The organism is Streptomyces sp. NPDC059499 (assembly GCF_042749285.1).
Lineage (GTDB): Bacteria > Actinomycetota > Actinomycetes > Streptomycetales > Streptomycetaceae > Streptomyces.
Genome location: NZ_JBHYTT010000003.1, coordinates 348,217 through 365,333, shown reverse-complemented (window position 1 = coordinate 365,333; position 17,117 = coordinate 348,217). Strand labels below are relative to the sequence as shown.

Sequence of the window (17,117 nt, the reverse complement as noted above, 5' to 3'; positions counted from 1 at the left end):
GAGCACCCGCTCGCATTCTTGGATAACGCGAGCGCTGACTCGTGTTTGCCAGTGTAAGTGGCAATGACTGACCCGTGCTGCCCTGTGCTGCCCGGGTCTGGGTGAAGGGGACACCGCACCATGTCCGAAGTCAACAGCTCGGAGCGTGTCGGGGGCTGGACCCGCTTCGTCACCGCACGACCACGGCTGGCGCTGCTGGCCGCCCTGGTCATCACGGCGCTCGCCGTGTTCGCGGGAAGCGGTGTGGCCGACCGGATGGGCAGCGGCGGCTGGGAGGACCCCGACGCCGAGTCGACCTACACGACCAAGGTGCTGGAGCGCGAGTTCCCCGCTTCGCAGCCCAACCTGCTGCTCCTCATCGACAGCGGAAGCGCCTCGGTCGACGATCCCGCGGTGGCCGCGGAGGCTGCCCGGATCACCGAGAGGCTGGCCGAGGAGGAGGGGATCACGGGCGTCGGCTCGTACTGGCAGAGCACGTCCCCCGCTCTGCGCTCCGAGGACGGCCACGAAGCGATCGTGGCCGCGCGGATCGAGGGTGACGAGAAGGCCGCCGGCGAGATCCTCGACCGCATAGCTCCCTCCTTCCGGGGTGTGCACGGCCCGGTGGAGGTCTCCGTCGGCGGGCCCGTCGCAGTGCGGCACGAAATGCAGACGATCATCCAGGACGACCTGCTGAGGGCCGAGCTCATCGCTCTGCCGGTCACGCTGGTGCTGCTGGTCATGGTCTTCGGCAGCGCGATCGCCGCCCTGCTGCCGCTCGCTGTCGGAATCGTCGCGATCCTGGGAACCAACGCGGTGCTGCGAGGCATCACCGAGTTCACCGACGTCTCGGTATTCGCCCAGAACCTCACCACGGCTCTCGGCCTCGGACTGGCCATCGACTACGCCCTGTTCATCGTGCGCCGCTTCCGCGAGGAGCTGGCCGCAGGGGCGGACACCCGTACGGCCATCGGCACCACGCTGCGCACAGCGGGGCGCACGGTGCTCTTCTCCGCGCTGACGGTGGCGGTGTCGCTGGCGGCGATGATGGTCTTCCCGCAGTACTTCCTGCGTTCCTTCGCCTATGCGGGCATCGCCGTGGTGCTGCTGGCCGCGGCCGCTGCCCTGATTCTGCTGCCGGCCGCGCTGATGCTGCTCGGGCCCCGGGTCAACTCGCTCGACCTTCGCCGGCTGCTGCGGCGCCGCGCCAGGGACGAGCATTCCCGGCCGGGCGCGGCAGACACGGCGGGCGGTGTCCCCGACGGCTCCGGTGCGGGATGGGGACGCTTCGCGCTGCTGGTGATGCGCCGGGCTCCGGTCTTCGCCGTCGTCACCACGGTAGGGCTCGTCCTTCTGGGGCTGCCGTTCCTCGGAGTGAAGTTCGGTACGGCGGACGACCGTCAGCTGCCCACGAGCGCCGAGTCCCGTGTCGTGCAGGAGCACATACGGGAGGGCTTCCCAGGCAGTCCGGGCGGCGGCCTCGAAGTGCTCGCCGAAGGCGCGGCGACGCCCGCCCAGTACGCCGAATTCCGTACCAGGATCGCCGCGCTCCCCGGAGTGCAGCGTGTGGACGGCCCGGTCACGGGAGACGGGTCCGCGTACTTCGCCGTGCTTCCCGACGGGGAGTCCGTCGGGCAGGGCGCCCAGCAGCTCGTCCAGGATCTCCGGGCCGAACCCGCCCCCTTCGACACCTCGGTGACCGGCACGGCGGCTGTCCTGGTCGACTCCAAGGACGCCATCGCCGACCGGCTGCCCTGGGCGGTGGGGATCATCGTCGTGGTGACCCTGCTGCTGGTCTTCCTGCTCACCGGCAGCGTGCTGATACCGATCCAGGCGGTGGTGCTCAACGCCCTGAGCCTGACCGCGATGTTCGGAGCGGTGGTCTGGGTCTTCCAGGACGGGAATCTGTCCGGCCTGCTCTCCTTCACCAGCACCGGTGACATAGAGACGACCCTGCCCGTGCTCATGTTCTGCGTCGCCTTCGGTCTCTCCATGGACTACGGCGTGTTCCTGCTCTCCCGGATCAAGGAGGAGTACGACCGCACCGGCGACCACGAGCACTCGGTGACGTTCGGACTGCGGCACACGGGCGGGCTGATCACCGCCGCCGCGGTGATCCTGGCAGTGGTGATGGTGGCCATCGGTACCTCGCGGGTGACCAACACCAAGATGCTCGGGCTCGGTATCGCGCTGGCCGTGCTGATGGACGCCATGGTGGTGCGCAGCCTCCTGGTGCCCGCGGTCATGAAGCTGATGGGCCGGGTCACCTGGTGGGCACCCGCGCCGCTGCGCGCCTTCCACCGGAGGTTCGGGCTGAGCGAGGGGGAGTCCGCACGGCCCCCGGCCCAGGACCTGGCCGCCGAGGAGATATCCGGGACATCCCGGGCGGGGGACGAGGAGCGGGACAAGGTCACCGTCGAAGCGTAGATTCGCCGGACCCAGCAGGTGGGGCACGAGCGAAAGGCGGGGCCGATGCGGGCAGTGGTGTTCGAGGAGTTCGGACAGGAGGCCCGTGTCCAGGACCTCCCGGATCCCGCACCCTCCGCCGGGGGAGTCGTGGTCCGGGTCGGGGCCACCGGGCTGTGCCGGAGCGACTGGCACGGCTGGATGGGTCATGACCCGGACATCGCCCTCCCTCATGTCCCCGGCCACGAACTGGCCGGGGTGGTGGAGGCGGTGGGCTCCGGTGTGTACAACTGGCGCCCGGGCGACCGGGTCACCGTTCCCTTCGTCTGCGCCTGCGGCCACTGCGCCGCCTGCGCGGCCGGCGCCCAGCAGGTCTGCGAAAGGCAGACCCAGCCGGGCTTCAGCCACTGGGGATCGTTCGCCGAGTACGTGGCGCTGGAGCAGGCCGACGTCAATCTCGTCGCCGTGCCCGAGGGCATGCCGTTCGGCACGGCGGCGGGGCTCGGATGCCGGTTCGCCACGGCGTTCCGGGCCGTGGTCGGCCAGGGCCGGGTCTCACCGGGGGAGTGGGTCGCCGTGCACGGATGCGGCGGGGTCGGGCTGTCGGCCGTGATGATCGCGGTGGCGTGCGGGGCCAGGGTCGTGGCCGTCGACGTCTCGTCACACGCCCTCGAGCTGGCGCGGGCATTCGGTGCGGCGGAGTGCGTGGACGCCTCCGCGTACCCCGTCGGCGCGGACGAGGTGGTACGCGAACTGACCGGCGGCGGCGCGCATCTGTCGCTCGATGCGCTGGGGTCCCCGGTCACCTGTGCGGCGTCGGTACGGAGCCTGCGCAGGCAGGGCCGCCACGTCCAGGTCGGGCTGCTGCCGTCGGCAGCCGGAGACCCGGTCGTTCCCATGGCGCGGGTCATCGGTCTGGAGCTGGAGATCCTCGGCAGCCACGGCATGGCCGCGCACGACTACCCGCCCATGATGGACATGGTCCGCGCGGGCACCCTGCGCCCCGACCTGCTGGTGACCTCCACCATCTCTCTGGACGCCGCCCCTGCGGCGCTGGCCGCCATGGGCGGAGCGCCGGGGGCGGGCGTGACGATCATCGAACCGGCACAGCGGGAGTGAGGTCTCAGCGGCCCCGGTTGCTGGGGCGGGAGGCGATCCAGGCGAGGACCGTGTCCACGTACCAGTAGGGCTTTCCGTGCTGGACATCGTCGGGCGGGGGAAGGAGTCCGTGTTTGCGGTACGAGCGGATGGTGTCGGGCTGGACCCGGATGTGCGCGGCAATGTCCTTGTACGACCAGAGCCTTCTGTCCGTCATGAATGACACCTCTCTGTACCTCCGTACTACGCACCGCGGCGGCGGCGGGGACCGTCGGGGGAGCCCCGGTGCGCACGCTGACGACCACTCAGCCTCTGTACCGCCCAACGACGGGCCGACGGGCTGGGCAGGGGGCGTCGCGCGCCTGTGACGCAAACCCTGCGGAACGGAGATATACGTGACGAAGAAGTGACTGCCGTGACGGAGGGGGCCACAGAGAGCGGGAGGGATCAGGCGGAGGGCCGTGCGGGGCCGCAGCTGCGGAGGAACTCGCGGGTGCGGCGGGCGATGGGGAAGGGCTTGTCGGGCGGACACGGGTACATGTCCTGCTCGACGATCGCGAAGAGGTCGGTGCCCAGGGCGCGCGCTGCCTCCAGTACGGGCTCCAGTGCGGGCACCCCGCCCGGCGGCTCGCACATCACACCGCGCGCCACCGCCGGGCCGAACGGCACCTCGTTCGCCACGACATCGGCGAGGACCACCGGATCGACCTGCTTGAGGTGGAGGTAGCCGATCCGTTCGCCGTAGGTCTCGATGAGTTTGACGCTGTCCCCGCCGCAGTACGCGTAGTGCCCGGTGTCGAGGCAGAGCGAGACCAGTTCGGGGTCGGTGGCGTCGAGGAAGCGGTTGACGTTCTCCTCGCTGTCGATGTGCGTATCGGCGTGCGGGTGCACGACGATCCGCAGTCCGTAGCGGTCCCGCACCTCGCGGCCCAGTCGCTCCGTCTGGGTGGTGAGATCGCGCCACTGCGCCGCCGTGAGCGTGCGGTCCTCCAGCACCGCGCCGCTCTTGTCGTCCCGCCAGAACGACGGGATGACCACCAGGTGTTCGGCGCCCATGGCCCGGGTGAGTGCCGCGATGCCGGCGACATGCTCCCAGGTCCGGTCCCAGACGTCGGGGCCGTGGTGCAATCCCGTGAAGACGGTTCCTGCGGAGACGGTGAGGCCGCGGCGTGCGGTCTCGTCCCCGAGCCGGGCCGGGTCGGTCGGCAGATAGCCGTACGGGCCGAGCTCGATCCACTCGTAGCCCGCTTCGGAGACCTCGTCGAGGAATCGTTCCCAGGGCACCTGCTGCGGATCGTCGGGGAACCACACCCCCCATGAATCGGGTGCCGAGCCGATGCGGATACGAGCCGGAGCCGGTACGGAGGAGGTCATATCGCCCACCATTCAGCCCTCCGAGGGGAGTGTCAAGAGTTCGTCCGAATGTCCGGACAAAGTGTTGACAGGGTCCTTGGTGCGGGTTAGACCTGGGGGCAGCCGAAGGGATGCGTATGCCTGAGCCGTACGACGTGATCACCATGGGGCGGATCGGGGTGGACATCTACCCACTCCAGACCGGCGTACCGCTGGCCAGGGTCGAGACCTTCGGGAAGTTCCTCGGCGGCTCGCCGGCCAATGTCGCCGTCGCCGCCGCCCGACTGGGCAGGCGCACGGCCGTGGTCACCAGAACCGGCAAGGACGCCTTCGGCGACTATCTCCACCAGGCGCTCGGGGAATTCGGTGTGGACGACCGGTGGGTGACACCCGTCGCGGAGTACCCGACCCCGGTCACCTTCTGCGAGATCTTCCCGCCCGACGACTTCCCGCTCTACTTCTACCGGCAGCCCAAGGCGCCCGACCTGGAGATCCACGCGGAGGAGCTCGACCTGGACGCGGTGCGCGCCGCGCGGGTCTTCTGGATGACCGGCACCGGGCTCTGCGCCGAACCCAGCCGCACCGCGACCCTCACCGCACTCCGCGCCCGGAGCGCGGGCCAGGCGGAGGACGGTGGGGCACGGGCGGACGGGACCCCGCGCGCCACGGTCTTCGACCTCGACTGGCGGCCCATGTTCTGGGACGAGTCGCAAACGGCTGGGCACACCTCGACCGCCCCCGCGCGCTACCGCGAAGCCCTCGCGCACGCCACGGTCGCCGTCGGCAACCTCGACGAGTGCGAGATCGCCACCGGCGAACGCGAACCGCACGCGGCCGCCCGTGCCCTGCTGGCGGCCGGGGTCGAACTCGCCGTCGTCAAACAGGGCCCCGCAGGCGTCCTCGCCGTCCACCGTGACGGCACCACCGCTCGGATCCCGCCCCTCCCCGTGGACGTCGTCAACGGTCTCGGCGCCGGGGACGCGTTCGGCGGCGCCCTCTGCCACGGGCTGCTCGCCGGCTGGGAGACGGAACGCATCATGCGGTACGCGAACGCCGCAGGGGCCATCGTCGCGTCCCGCCTCGCCTGTTCGTCCGCGATGCCGTTCCCGTACGAGGTCGAACAGGCCCTCGCCGCCGGAGCCGTGACCGGAGCCGTCACCGGAACGGGAGAACCGGGAACGCCCGGAGATACAGAACCGGGAACGCCCGGAGATCCGGGAGCACCCACAGAGACCGGAGCCACCGGAGCCGCCCCATGACACCGCCCGCCGCCTCCGTCGCCGATCTCGTCCGGCTGCGCACCCACCACCCCGAGGCCGTCGCCGAGGCAGCCGCCCGACGGGGCAGACGTCCCCTGGTCGGCGCCACGGGGCGCCTGATGATCATCGCAGCGGACCATCCCGCCCGCGGCGCCCTGGCCGTGGGCGAGGACGAATTCGCCATGGCCAACCGCTTCGACCTCCTGGAACGGCTCTGCCTCGCCCTCTCGCGACCGGGCGTCGACGGAGTCCTCGCCGGCGCCGACGTCCTTGACGACCTGCTGTTGCTCGGCGCCCTGGAGGACAAGGTCGTCATCGGCTCCATGAACCGCGGAGGACTCGCGGGAGCCGCCTTCGAGCTCGACGACCGCTTCACCGGCCACCGCCCCGTCGACCTCGCCCGGTACGGCTTCGACGCGGGCAAGCTGCTGCTGAGAATCGACTACGGCGACCCCGGTTCCCTGGACACCCTCCACACCGCCGCCCGCACCGTCGACGCGATGGCGGCCCACCGGCTGCCCGTCTTCGTCGAGCCGTTCCTCTGCCACCGCACCGAAGGCAGGCTCCGCACCGATCTGGGAGCGGCAGCCGTCACCACCTCCATCGCCATCGCCTCGGGGCTCGGTGGCACCTCCGCGTACACCTGGCTCAAGGTCCCCGTCACCGAGAACCCCGACGACATGGCCGCAGTGATGGAGACCTCGACGCTCCCCGCGGTCCTGCTCGGCGGCGAGGTCAAGGGCGACCTGGACGGCGCGTACGAGAAATGGCGCGGGGCGCTGCGCCTGCCGACCGTCCAGGGGCTGGTCGTCGGGCGCTCGCTGCTCTATCCGGCCGACGGGGACGTGGCGGGTGCCGTCGACACGGCCGTGGGACTTCTGTGAGCGACGGGCAGGGATACGGGTAGGGATGGAACATGACGACGCGTGAGGAGCAACAGCGGTACCACCTCCGGGCCGGCGACGCCGCGAGCGGCCCCTACGCCCTCCATATCGACCCGAAGCGGGCCGGATGGGACCGTTCGAGTCTGCGTGTACTGGAGCTCGAGCCCGGTGGTGTTCATACCTTGGTAACCGGGGAAAGCGAGTGGGTCGTTCTGCCGTTGGCCGGTGGCTGTACGGTGCACACGGCGGATGACGTATTCGAACTCGCGGGCAGGAAAAGCGTGTTCGGTTCGGTGACGGATTTCGCCTATCTACCGCGTGACGCCCGCGCACAGATCGCCTCCGGCGCAGGAGGCCGCTTCGCCCTGGCAGGAGCGAAGTGCGAGCGACGACTCCCCGCTCGCTACGGCCCCGCGCCGGAGGTACCGGTCGAACTCCGAGGCGCCGGGAACTGCTCGCGCCAGGTCAACAACTTCGCCGCCGCGGACACGTTCGAGTGTGACCGCCTCATCGCCGTCGAGGTCCTGACCCCCGGCGGCAACTGGTCCTCGTACCCGCCCCACAAGCACGACGAGCACCACCCCGGCGTCGAGTCCGAGCTCGAGGAGATCTACTACTTCGAGGTAGAGGGCGACGGGCTCGGCTACCACCGCGTGTCGCCGTCACGCGCCGGCGGTACGGACGTCCTCGCCGAGGTGGCCACCGGTGACGCCGTCCTCATTCCCGACGGCTGGCACGGTCCGTCCATCGCCCCGCCCGGCCGCACCCTCTACTACCTGAACGTGATGGCGGGCCCGGGGGAGCAGCGCGAGTGGCTGATCCGAGACCACCCCGGCCACAGCTGGATCCGCGAGACCTGGCCGGCCCAGCCCGTCGACCCCCGGCTTCCGCTCCACGGGGAGGCCGCCGAGTGACCCCGGCTTCCGGTCCACGTTCCGGAGGCCGCCGAGTGACCCCACCACGCGCTCCCGGCTCCGGAGGCCAGCCAGTGACCACGACGCCCACGTCGCACGCCACCCGCAGACTCACCACCGCACAGGCCCTCGTCGCCTTCCTGGCCCGCCAGTACACCGAGCGCGACGGCCGCCGCCAACGGCTGATCAGCGCCACCTGGGGCATCTTCGGCCACGGGAACGTCGCGGGCATCGGTCAGGCGCTCGTCGAGTCCGGCTCCGCGATGCCCTACTTCCAGGGCCGCAACGAGCAGGCCATGGTGCACGCCGCCGTCGGATACGCCCGCCAGTCGGGCCGGCTCTCCGCGCACGCGGTCACCACGTCCATCGGCCCCGGCGCCACCAACCTCGTCACCGGCGCCGCCCTCGCCACGGTCAACCACCTCCCGGTCCTGCTGCTGCCCGGCGACACCTTCGCGACCCGCCCCGCCGACCCCGTGCTCCAGCAGCTCGAAGTGCCGCACGCGGGCGACGTCTCGGTCAACGACTGCCTGCGCCCCGTCTCCCGCTACTTCGACCGGATCACCCGCCCCGAGGCGCTGATCCCGGCCGCCCTGCAGGCCATGCGGACCCTCGCCGACCCGGCGGACACCGGCGCCGTCACGCTGGCGCTGCCGCAGGACGTGCAGGCCGAGGCGTACGACTGGCCGGCGGAGTTCTTCGCCGAGCGCGTGTGGCACGTGCGCAGGCCCGCCCCCGACCTGTCCGAACTCGAACGAGCCGTCCGGGCCGTCCGCACCGCGCGCCGCCCCCTGATCGTCGCGGGCGGCGGCGTCCACCACAGTGCGGCCGAGGAGACCCTCGCCGCCTTCGCCGCGGCCACCCGGATCCCCGTCGCCTCCACCCAGGCAGGCAAGGGCTCCCTGCGCCACGACCACCCCGCCGACGTGGGCGGCATCGGTCACACCGGCACCGCCACGGCCGACGACCTGGCCCGCGAAGCGGACCTCGTGATCGGGATCGGCACCCGCTACACGGACTTCACCACCGCGTCCGGCACCCTCTTCGCCGACCCGGCCGTCCGCTTCCTCAACCTCAACATCACCGGCTTCGACGCCCACAAGCTCGCCGCCCTCCCGCTCGTCGCGGACGCCCGGACCTCGCTCGAAGCCCTCGGCGCCGCGCTCGCCGCACGCGGCTACCACGTCGACGCCGCCTACGAGACCGAGTACACCGACGCCAAGGACCGCTGGGAACAGCGCGTCGACGCGGCCTTCACCGCCGCCGATCCGGACGCCCGCCCCACCCAGGCCCAGGTCCTCGGACTGCTCGACGCCCTCGTCACCGAGGACGACATCCTGATCAACGCGGCGGGCTCGCTCCCCGGCGACCTCCACAAGCTGTGGCGGACCCGCTCCCCGCGGCAGTACCACGTCGAGTACGGCTACTCCTGCATGGGATACGAGATCCCGGCCGCCCTCGGCGTCCAGCTCGCCGCCCCCGGCCGCCCCGTCTGGGCGCTGGTCGGCGACGGCACGTATCTGATGAACCCCACCGAGATCGTCACCGCCGTGCAGCAGGGCCTGCCCATCAAGCTCGTCATCCTGCAGAACCACGGGTACGCCTCCATCGGCGGCCTCTCCGAGTCCGTCGGCGGCGAACGCTTCGGTACGGCCTACCGGCACCGCGCCGCCGACGGCGGCTTCACCGGCACCCCGCTCCCCGTGGACCTCGCGGCCAACGCCGCCTCGCTCGGCATGCGCGTGCTGCGCGCGAAGTCCGTACAGGACCTGCGCCACGCCCTCGCCGAGGCCCGCGGCGCGGACCGTCCCACTTGTGTCTACGTCGAGACCGAAACGCCAGACACAGTGTCGGGGCCCCCTCCCGCACAGGCGTGGTGGGATGTTCCTGTGGCCGAGACCGCGACCCGCCCGTCGGCGGTGGAGGCACGCAAGGAGTACGACCGGCAGACCGCTGCCCGACGCCGACACCTCTGAAGGAGACCCCGTCATGAAGACCGTCAACCACTGGATCGGTGGCAAGACCGTCGAGGGCACGTCGGGCAACTACGGGCCGGTCACCGACCCGGCGACCGGCGCCGTCACCACCCAGGTCGCACTCGCCTCGGCCGAGGAGGTCGACGCCGCGGTCGCCGCCGCGAAGAGCGCGTACGAGACCTGGGGCACCTCCTCGCTGGCCGCCCGCACCGCCGTCCTCTTCCGCTACCGCGCCCTGCTGGACGCCCGCCGCGACGACATCGCCGCGCTGATCACCGCCGAGCACGGCAAGGTCCACTCCGACGCGCTCGGAGAGGTCGCCCGCGGCCTGGAGATCGTCGAGCTGGCCTGCGGCATCACGACCCAGCTCAAGGGCGAGCTGTCCACCCAGGTCTCCAGCCGGGTCGACGTCTCCTCGATCCGCCAGTCGATCGGTGTCGTCGCGGGCATCACCCCGTTCAACTTCCCGGCCATGGTCCCGATGTGGATGTTCCCGCTGGCCATCGCCTGCGGCAACACCTTCGTCCTGAAGCCCAGCGAGAAGGACCCCTCGGCCGCCAACCTGCTGGCCGAACTGGCCGCCGAGGCGGGCCTGCCCGACGGCGTCCTGAACGTCCTGCACGGTGACAAGGTCGCCGTCGACGGCCTCCTGGCCCATCCCGACGTCGCCGCCGTCTCCTTCGTCGGCTCCACCCCGATCGCCCGCTACATCCACGCCACGGCCTCGGCGAACGGCAAGCGCGTCCAGGCGCTCGGCGGCGCGAAGAACCACATGCTGGTCCTCCCTGACGCGGACCTGGACTCGGCCGCCGACGCCGCGGTCTCCGCCGCGTACGGCTCCGCCGGTGAGCGCTGCATGGCCATCTCCGCCGTCGTCGCCGTGGGCTCCGTCGCCGACGAACTGGTGGCCCGGATCAAGGAGCGCGCCGAGAAGATCAAGATCGGCCCGGGCAACGACCCGACGTCCGAGATGGGCCCGCTGATCACCGCCGCCCACCGCGACAAGGTCGCCGGCTACGTCACCGGCGCCGCCGCCCAGGGCGCCGACGTCGTCCTCGACGGCACGGGCCACACGGTCGAGGGCTTCGAGGACGGCCACTGGATCGGCCTGTCCCTCCTCGACCACGTCTCCACGGACTCCGACGCCTACCGCGACGAGATCTTCGGCCCGGTCCTGTGCGTCCTGCGTGTCGACACGTACGAAGAGGGTGTCGCCCTCATGAACGCCTCGCCGTTCGGCAACGGCACCGCGATCTTCACCCGCGACGGCGGCGCGGCCCGCCGCTTCCAGCTGGAGATCGAGGCCGGCATGGTCGGCGTCAACGTCCCGATCCCGGTGCCGGTGGGCTACCACTCCTTCGGCGGCTGGAAGGACTCCCTCTTCGGCGACCACCACATCTACGGCAACGACGGCGTGCACTTCTACACCCGCGGCAAGGTCGTCACCACCCGCTGGCCCGACCCGGCCGACGCCCCGTCCGGCGTGGACCTCGGTTTCCCCCGCAACCACTGACACCCGATACGACGCGTTCGCCCCCGCCCGGACGCACCGGGCGGGGGCGAACGCGTCGGATCAGACGCCCTTACGGGTCTCCTCCTCGATCATCCGCACCATCGGGACGACCGCCAGCGGGCCGGAGACGATGAAGGCCAGCGTGATCGTCACCGACACGATCACCGCGCCGAGCCAGACCATCGTGTCCACCGGCACCGTGTAGGCACCCACCACCCGCACCACGCACTCGGTCAGCAGCGCCGCACCCCACAGCACCGAGAACCGCCGCTCGGCCCGCCGGAAGCGGTCCGACCCGGCCGACAGCCGCTCCCGGGCGTCATCGCGGTCCGCCCGCCCCCGGGTCAGCCACGGCCGCAGGACCGAGGACATCAACGGGCGCCCCCGCAGTGCCGACACCAGGACCACGAGCCCGATCGTGCTGCTCACCCCGCTGTCCTTGGCCAGCATCAGCCGCGCGTCCCCGGTCACCGTGCTGAGCAGCAGCCCCACCACGCTCACCGCGAGGATCAGACCCGCCAGGGCATTGATCCTGCGGTCCCGCACCCACCCCCACATGATGCGCCCCGCGGGCAGCACACCGCTGACCGCCAGCGCCCCCAGGGTTCCCATCCCCGCCGCCCTCAGCAGGTAGTACGCGGCGATCGGCGCCCCGGCGTCCAGGACCAGCGGTGCGAAGCCCGCCAGCAGCGCCCTCCGGGGGCCCGCGGCGACGGGAGCAGGAGCGGGAACGGTGGCCGTGGTGGTCATGTGCGGGGTTCCTTCCAGGTGTGCGGACTCGGGATCGGGGCGGTTTCGAACGCCCGCTCCCGACACCCACACTCTGGCCGCCGGCCCCGGGTGCGCGGCAGAGCCCGCTGTCCTGACCTCCGCATGACAGATGTCAGCAGCCGCGCATGACGGGGACGGCCCCGGGAAAAAAACCTGACGCGATGTCAGTCGCCGTGCGTGACAGGGCGGTCGGGGAAATCCGCTGGCCCACCCGGTGCGCGGGGTGCTGGGATGGCGGCATGACCGCATCCGCGACCGCCCGCGAACTGCCGGTTCCTCAGCACGAGATCCGCGCACAGCACACCGCCACCACCGTGACCGTCTACCAGGCGTACCCGCCCTCCATCGGCCTCCCGGCTGCCCGTGACGGACGCTTCCCCGCCGTCTGGAAGCGCGACCGAATGACCTGGATCAAGCCGAGCTTCCTGTGGATGATGTACCGCTGCGGCTGGGCCACGAAGCAGGACCAGGAGACGGTCCTCGCCGTCGAAATCGTCCGCGAGGGCTTCGACCTGGCCCTCGACGGTGCCGAACTCTCCCACTACGTCGAGGGCGTCCACCCCGACCACGCCACCTGGCGCCGCAACCTGCGCCGCGCCCCGGCCCGCGTCCAGTGGGACCCCGAACGCGACCTCCACCTCAACCGGCTCCCGTACCGCTCCCTGCAGCTCGGCCTCTCCGGCGAGGCGTCGCGCCGCTACGCCGACGAGTGGACGGTCTCCATCCGGGACGTCACGCCGCTGGCCCGCGAGATCCACGCGCTGGTGCGGGCGGGACGGGACGACGCGGCGACCGCTCTGCTGCCCGGGGAACAGTTCTACAGCCCCGGCGGCGCCCAGCCGGTTCCCGGTCTCCGCGCGGACCGCCTTCAGCGCGGACCGTCGAACTCCCACGCCAGCATGGCGAACACACCGTCGTCGACCGCCCCGGCCGAGCCGTAGGTGGCCAGAGCGGCCTCGTTGTCGCGGTCCACGCCCACCCACATCCCGTAGCAGCCGCGCTCCCGGGCCTCGGCCGCGAGGGCGTCCGTCAGCGCCCGGCCGATGCCGCGGCGGCGGTGCGCCTCGTCCACCGCGAGTTCGTACAGGCACATCTCCGAGCCCTTGTCCGGGTGCAGCATCTCGACGCCGGAGACGAACCCCGCCGGTGCCCCGTCCACGTACGCGATCAGCATCAGGTGCCCGCCCGCCGCCAGGAAGCGTGACGCCCACCTCGGGGTCGCGGGACCGTCGTACAGGTGCGAGGCCGCGAGGAGTTCCGCGGTGGTGGTGGCGCGACGGATGTCCATGGAGGTGCCCTTCGTGACGGTGATGTACCACGTACGGAGTACGGAGCGGACCTGCTGTACCTCTCAGGGATGCGGGGTACCTCACCCTGGCGGCACCTCGGGGCCGGGCGCGCGCCCTTTAGGGTCGAGTCATGGAGAAACCGACTTCCCGGTGGCGGCTGCTGCCCCGTACCCGAGGCCGGTGGGCCGCGGTGGTCGCCGTGCTCGCCGTTCTCGCGGGCGCCGGTACCTGGACCGCCGTTGCCGACGACAGTGTGCCGTCCGTGCACCGCGAGGACCGGATGATGCGGATGAACGGGGTGTCCGTCGACACCTCGTACTTCACGACCGGGGGTTCGCAGCGCAGGCCCGCGGTCCTCATCGGGCACGGGTTCGGCGGCAGCAAGAACGATGTGCGCGCCCAGGCCGAGAAGCTGGCCGCCGACGGGTACGCCGTCATGACGTGGTCGGCCCGCGGGTTCGGGAGGACCAGCGGGGAGATCACGCTCAACGCCCCCGACGGCGAGGTCAAGGACGTCTCGGGGCTCATCGACTGGCTGGCGGGCCGGCCCGAGGTGGAGCTCGACGCGAAGGGCGACCCGCGGGTCGGTGTCACCGGTGCCTCGTACGGCGGCGCGGTGTCGCTGCTCGCCGCCGGCTACGACAAGCGGGTCGACGCCATCGCCCCGATGATCAGTTACTGGAACCTGGCCGACGCCCTCTTCCCGGACGGAGTGTTCAAGAAGCTCTGGGCCGGGATCTTCGTCACCACCGGCGGCGGCTGCCAGAAGTTCGAGAAGCAGCTGTGCGACATGTACGAACGGGTCGCCGTCAGCGGCACACCGGACGCGGCCGCGCGTGAGCTCCTGACGGAACGTTCCCCCGTCGCGGTGGCCGACCGCATCGATGTGCCCTCGCTCATCGTGCAGGGCCAGAGCGACTCCCTCTTCCCGCTCGACCAGGCCGACGCGATGGCCAAGGCCATCAGCGAGAACGGCGCGCCCGTGTCCGTCGACTGGATCTCGGGCGGACACGACGGCGGTGACATGGAGGGCGACCGCGTCGAGAACAGGATCGGCGCGTGGTTCGACCGGTACCTGAAGGACGACAAGGGCGCCGACACCGGCCCCGCCTTCCGCGTCACCCGCACCGGCGGAATCGACTCCACCGACGGGGCGGCCCTCAAGCGCGGCGCGGACGGCGACACCTATCCGGGCCTGGTCGGCGACGGCGAGCAGATCGCCCTCGGCGAGCGGCGCACCCAGACCTTCCGTAACCCCGCGGGGGCCAACCCGCCCTCCGTCTCGGCCCTTCCCGGCATCGGCGGCGGGCTCTCCCAGCTGTCCTCCCTCGGTGTCGGCCTCTCCCTCGACTTCCCCGGGCAGTACGCGCGCTTCGACTCCGCCCCGCTGGACAAGTCCCTCCGCGTCACCGGCTCACCCACCGTCCGCGTGAACGTGAAGGCGGACCGGGGCGACGCCGTGCTGTTCGGCAAGGTGTACGACGTCTCGCCGGACGGGAAGCAGCAGGTGCTGCCCTCCCAGCTCGTCGCCCCTTACCGGATCGCCCCCGACGAGCAGGGGAAGCCCGTCGAGCTGACCCTGCCCGCCATCGACCACGAGGTCGACTCCGGGCACCGGCTCCGCCTCGTCCTCTCCGCGACCGACCTCGGCTACGCGTCACCCGCCGAGCCGGCCACCTACACCGTCTCCCTCGACGGGCCGCTGACCGTCCCCACCGCGCCCGCCGTCAGCACCGCGGCGGCCACCCTGCCCTGGTGGACGTGGGGACTGCCCGCCGCGGCCGTGGTGATCGCCGCGGTGCTCCTGCTCACCGCACGCAGGCGCACCGCGACCCCCGCACCCGACCCGGCCCTCGAAGACGTACCGCTGCTCATCACGGACCTGTCCAAGAAGTACGCCAAGTCCTCCGACCGGTACGCCGTGCGCGACCTCGGCTTCCGGGTCGAGAAGGGCCAGGTCCTCGGCCTCCTCGGACCGAACGGCGCCGGGAAGACCACCACGCTGCGCATGCTGATGGGGCTCATCACGCCCGACGCCGGAGAGATCCGGGTCTTCGGGCACGCCATCCGGCCCGGTGCCCCCGTGCTGTCACGGGTCGGTTCCTTCGTCGAGGGCGCCGGCTTCCTGCCGCACCTGTCGGGCCGCGCCAACCTGGAGCTGTACTGGCAGGCCACCGGCCGGCCCGCCGAGGACTCGCACATCGACGACGCCCTGGAGATCGCAGGGCTCGGCGACGCCCTGGCCCGCGCCGTGCGCACCTACTCGCAGGGCATGAGGCAGCGGCTCGCCATCGCCCAGGCCATGCTCGGCATGCCGGACCTGCTCATCCTCGACGAACCGACCAACGGCCTGGACCCGCCCCAGATCCGCGAGATGCGGGACGTGATGATCCGGTACGCGGCCGGGGGCCGCACCGTCATCGTCTCCAGCCACCTCCTGTCCGAGGTCGAACAGTCCTGCACCCACCTCGTGGTCATGGACCGCGGCCGGCTCGTCCAGGCGGGCCCCGTCGCCGAGATCACCGGATCCGGGGACATGCTGCTCGTCACCACCGCGGACGAGGTCACGGAACCCCTCGTGGACAAGGTGGCGGCCCTGCCCGGCATCGGGTCCGCCGTCCGCGTGGAGGACGGCCACGGACTGCTGGTCCGTCTCGACGGCGCCACAGCGGCCCAGCTGGTCGCCGACCTGGTCCGCCTCGACGTACCGGTGACGGGTGTCGGGCCGCACCGCCGCCTGGAGGACGCCTTCCTCACCCTCATCTCCGGAGGATCCGCATGAGCTCCGCCACCGAAGTCCGGGGCCACGCCGAAGCCCCCGGCTACCACGCCCGCCGCACCCTGCCCCTGCGCGTCGAGGCGATGCGGCAGCTCCGCAGGCGCCGCACCCTGCTCATGGGCGGGGTGCTGGCCGCCCTGCCGTTCATCCTGATCATCGCCTTCGCGATCGGCGGCACCCCGGGCGGCGAAGGGGGCGGTGGCGGGGGCGGCTCGCGGATCAACCTCATGGACGTCGCCACCGAGTCCGCGGCGAACTTCGCCGCGACCTGCCTGTTCGTCTCCGCCGGCTTCCTGCTGGTGGTGCCGGTGGCGCTGTTCTGCGGCGACACCGTCGCCTCCGAGGCGAGCTGGTCCTCGCTGCGCTACCTGCTGGCGGCACCCGTACCCCGCTCCCGGCTCCTGTGGAGCAAGCTCGTCGTGGCGCTCGGCTTCAGCCTCGCGGCGATGGTGCTGCTGCCGGTCGTCGCACTGGCCGCCGGAGCCGCCGCGTACGGCTGGGGACCGCTCCAGCTGCCGACCGGCGGCGCACTCTCCACCGCCGACACCGTGCCGCGCCTCGCGCTCGTCGTCGGGTTCATCTTCGTGTCCCAACTCGTCACCGCGGGACTGGCGTTCTGGCTGTCGACCAAGACCGACGCCCCGCTCGGGGCGGTCGGCGGAGCGGTCGGCCTGACCATCGTCGGCAATGTCCTGGATGCCGTCACCGCGCTCGGTTCCTGGAGGGACTTCCTGCCCGCGCACTGGCAGTTCGCGTGGGCCGACGCCCTCCAGCCCGATCTCGAATGGAGCGGGATGGCGAAGGGCGCAGCCATCTCGGTGACGTATGCCCTGATTCTGTTCGCGTTCGCGTTCCGGGGGTTCAGTCGTAAGGACATCGTGTCCTGAACCTGATGT

At 71.6% G+C, this 17,117-nt stretch carries 14 protein-coding genes; 10 read left to right on the top strand and 4 right to left on the bottom strand.

The window, feature by feature from the left end; all coding sequences use genetic code 11:
• The first annotated feature begins 120 nt into the window (after window positions 1-120).
• Window positions 121-2,406 (top strand): MMPL family transporter, encoded by a 2,286-nt coding sequence (locus tag ACFW9O_RS10365; protein ID WP_384607227.1) that lies wholly within the window; start codon window positions 121-123, stop codon window positions 2,404-2,406.
• A gap of 45 nt (window positions 2,407-2,451) precedes the next feature.
• A complete protein-coding gene (locus ACFW9O_RS10360) occupies window positions 2,452-3,504 on the top strand; it encodes a zinc-dependent alcohol dehydrogenase family protein (protein ID WP_384607225.1) in 1,053 nt (350 codons plus the stop codon).
• A 4-nt stretch (window positions 3,505-3,508) separates the two neighbouring features.
• On the opposite strand, the gene ACFW9O_RS10355 is transcribed toward ACFW9O_RS10360, so the two are convergent.
• Window positions 3,509-3,700 (bottom strand): MerR family transcriptional regulator, encoded by a 192-nt coding sequence (locus ACFW9O_RS10355; protein ID WP_351171406.1) that lies wholly within the window; start codon window positions 3,698-3,700, stop codon window positions 3,509-3,511.
• Between the two features lie 230 nt (window positions 3,701-3,930).
• Entirely contained in the window at window positions 3,931-4,857 is a 927-nt protein-coding gene (locus ACFW9O_RS10350) for a sugar phosphate isomerase/epimerase (RefSeq protein WP_351171409.1), read from the bottom strand.
• 116 nt (window positions 4,858-4,973) lie between these two features.
• Here ACFW9O_RS10350 and iolC point away from each other — a divergent pair, with 116 nt between their 5' ends.
• The 5 genes from iolC to ACFW9O_RS10325 all read left to right on the top strand — a co-directional run bounded on the left by iolC (window position 4,974) and on the right by ACFW9O_RS10325 (window position 11,382).
• A complete protein-coding gene (gene iolC / locus ACFW9O_RS10345) occupies window positions 4,974-6,095 on the top strand; it encodes a 5-dehydro-2-deoxygluconokinase (protein ID WP_384607223.1) in 1,122 nt (373 codons plus the stop codon).
• Window positions 6,092-6,979: a deoxyribose-phosphate aldolase gene (locus ACFW9O_RS10340; protein ID WP_384607221.1), complete on the top strand. Its 888-nt coding sequence runs from the start codon at window positions 6,092-6,094 to the stop codon at window positions 6,977-6,979. The genes iolC and ACFW9O_RS10340 overlap by 4 nt, the downstream gene beginning before the upstream one ends.
• Before the next feature lie 32 nt (window positions 6,980-7,011).
• A complete protein-coding gene (gene iolB, locus ACFW9O_RS10335; protein ID WP_351171418.1) occupies window positions 7,012-7,893 on the top strand; it encodes a 5-deoxy-glucuronate isomerase in 882 nt (293 codons plus the stop codon).
• 74 nt (window positions 7,894-7,967) lie between these two features.
• A complete protein-coding gene (gene iolD, locus ACFW9O_RS10330; RefSeq protein ID WP_384607219.1) occupies window positions 7,968-9,869 on the top strand; it encodes a 3D-(3,5/4)-trihydroxycyclohexane-1,2-dione acylhydrolase (decyclizing) in 1,902 nt (633 codons plus the stop codon).
• 13 nt (window positions 9,870-9,882) lie between these two features.
• Complete coding sequence (locus tag ACFW9O_RS10325; RefSeq protein WP_384607216.1) at window positions 9,883-11,382, top strand: CoA-acylating methylmalonate-semialdehyde dehydrogenase; 1,500 nt, start codon at window positions 9,883-9,885, stop codon at window positions 11,380-11,382.
• Window positions 11,383-11,442: 60 nt separating this feature from the next.
• Here ACFW9O_RS10325 and ACFW9O_RS10320 read toward each other — a convergent pair whose 3' ends face one another.
• Window positions 11,443-12,132 carry a VC0807 family protein gene (locus ACFW9O_RS10320; protein ID WP_384607213.1) on the bottom strand — a complete coding sequence of 230 codons (690 nt, stop codon included), beginning with the start codon at window positions 12,130-12,132 and terminating at the stop codon, window positions 11,443-11,445.
• 260 nt (window positions 12,133-12,392) lie between these two features.
• On the opposite strand from ACFW9O_RS10320, the gene ACFW9O_RS10315 reads away from it, so the two are divergent.
• Window positions 12,393-13,094, top strand: coding sequence for a DUF4291 domain-containing protein (locus ACFW9O_RS10315; RefSeq protein ID WP_384607210.1), 702 nt, complete (start codon window positions 12,393-12,395; stop codon window positions 13,092-13,094).
• On the opposite strand, the gene ACFW9O_RS10310 is transcribed toward ACFW9O_RS10315, so the two are convergent.
• Window positions 13,022-13,441, bottom strand: coding sequence for a GNAT family N-acetyltransferase (locus ACFW9O_RS10310; protein WP_384607209.1), 420 nt, complete (start codon window positions 13,439-13,441; stop codon window positions 13,022-13,024). The two genes, ACFW9O_RS10315 and ACFW9O_RS10310, sit on opposite strands and share 73 nt — an antisense overlap.
• A gap of 131 nt (window positions 13,442-13,572) precedes the next feature.
• Here ACFW9O_RS10310 and ACFW9O_RS10305 point away from each other — a divergent pair, with 131 nt between their 5' ends.
• Complete coding sequence (locus ACFW9O_RS10305) at window positions 13,573-16,224, top strand: alpha/beta fold hydrolase (RefSeq protein ID WP_384607207.1); 2,652 nt, start codon at window positions 13,573-13,575, stop codon at window positions 16,222-16,224.
• Window positions 16,221-17,108: an ABC transporter permease gene (locus ACFW9O_RS10300; protein ID WP_351171439.1), complete on the top strand. Its 888-nt coding sequence runs from the start codon at window positions 16,221-16,223 to the stop codon at window positions 17,106-17,108. Before ACFW9O_RS10305 ends, ACFW9O_RS10300 begins: the two co-directional genes overlap by 4 nt.
• The last annotated feature ends 9 nt before the right edge of the window (window positions 17,109-17,117 follow it).

Coding starts and splice junctions, on each gene's coding strand:
- ACFW9O_RS10365 (WP_384607227.1), top strand. CDS start 121: ATGTCCGAAGTCAACAGCTCGGAGCGTGTCGGGGGCTGGACCCGCTTC.
- ACFW9O_RS10360 (WP_384607225.1), top strand. CDS start 2,452: ATGCGGGCAGTGGTGTTCGAGGAGTTCGGACAGGAGGCCCGTGTCCAG.
- ACFW9O_RS10355 (WP_351171406.1), bottom strand. CDS start 3,700: ATGACGGACAGAAGGCTCTGGTCGTACAAGGACATTGCCGCGCACATC.
- ACFW9O_RS10350 (WP_351171409.1), bottom strand. CDS start 4,857: ATGACCTCCTCCGTACCGGCTCCGGCTCGTATCCGCATCGGCTCGGCA.
- iolC (WP_384607223.1), top strand. CDS start 4,974: ATGCCTGAGCCGTACGACGTGATCACCATGGGGCGGATCGGGGTGGAC.
- ACFW9O_RS10340 (WP_384607221.1), top strand. CDS start 6,092: ATGACACCGCCCGCCGCCTCCGTCGCCGATCTCGTCCGGCTGCGCACC.
- iolB (WP_351171418.1), top strand. CDS start 7,012: ATGACGACGCGTGAGGAGCAACAGCGGTACCACCTCCGGGCCGGCGAC.
- ACFW9O_RS10325 (WP_384607216.1), top strand. CDS start 9,883: ATGAAGACCGTCAACCACTGGATCGGTGGCAAGACCGTCGAGGGCACG.
- ACFW9O_RS10320 (WP_384607213.1), bottom strand. CDS start 12,132: ATGACCACCACGGCCACCGTTCCCGCTCCTGCTCCCGTCGCCGCGGGC.
- ACFW9O_RS10315 (WP_384607210.1), top strand. CDS start 12,393: ATGACCGCATCCGCGACCGCCCGCGAACTGCCGGTTCCTCAGCACGAG.
- ACFW9O_RS10310 (WP_384607209.1), bottom strand. CDS start 13,441: ATGGACATCCGTCGCGCCACCACCACCGCGGAACTCCTCGCGGCCTCG.
- ACFW9O_RS10305 (WP_384607207.1), top strand. CDS start 13,573: ATGGAGAAACCGACTTCCCGGTGGCGGCTGCTGCCCCGTACCCGAGGC.
- ACFW9O_RS10300 (WP_351171439.1), top strand. CDS start 16,221: ATGAGCTCCGCCACCGAAGTCCGGGGCCACGCCGAAGCCCCCGGCTAC.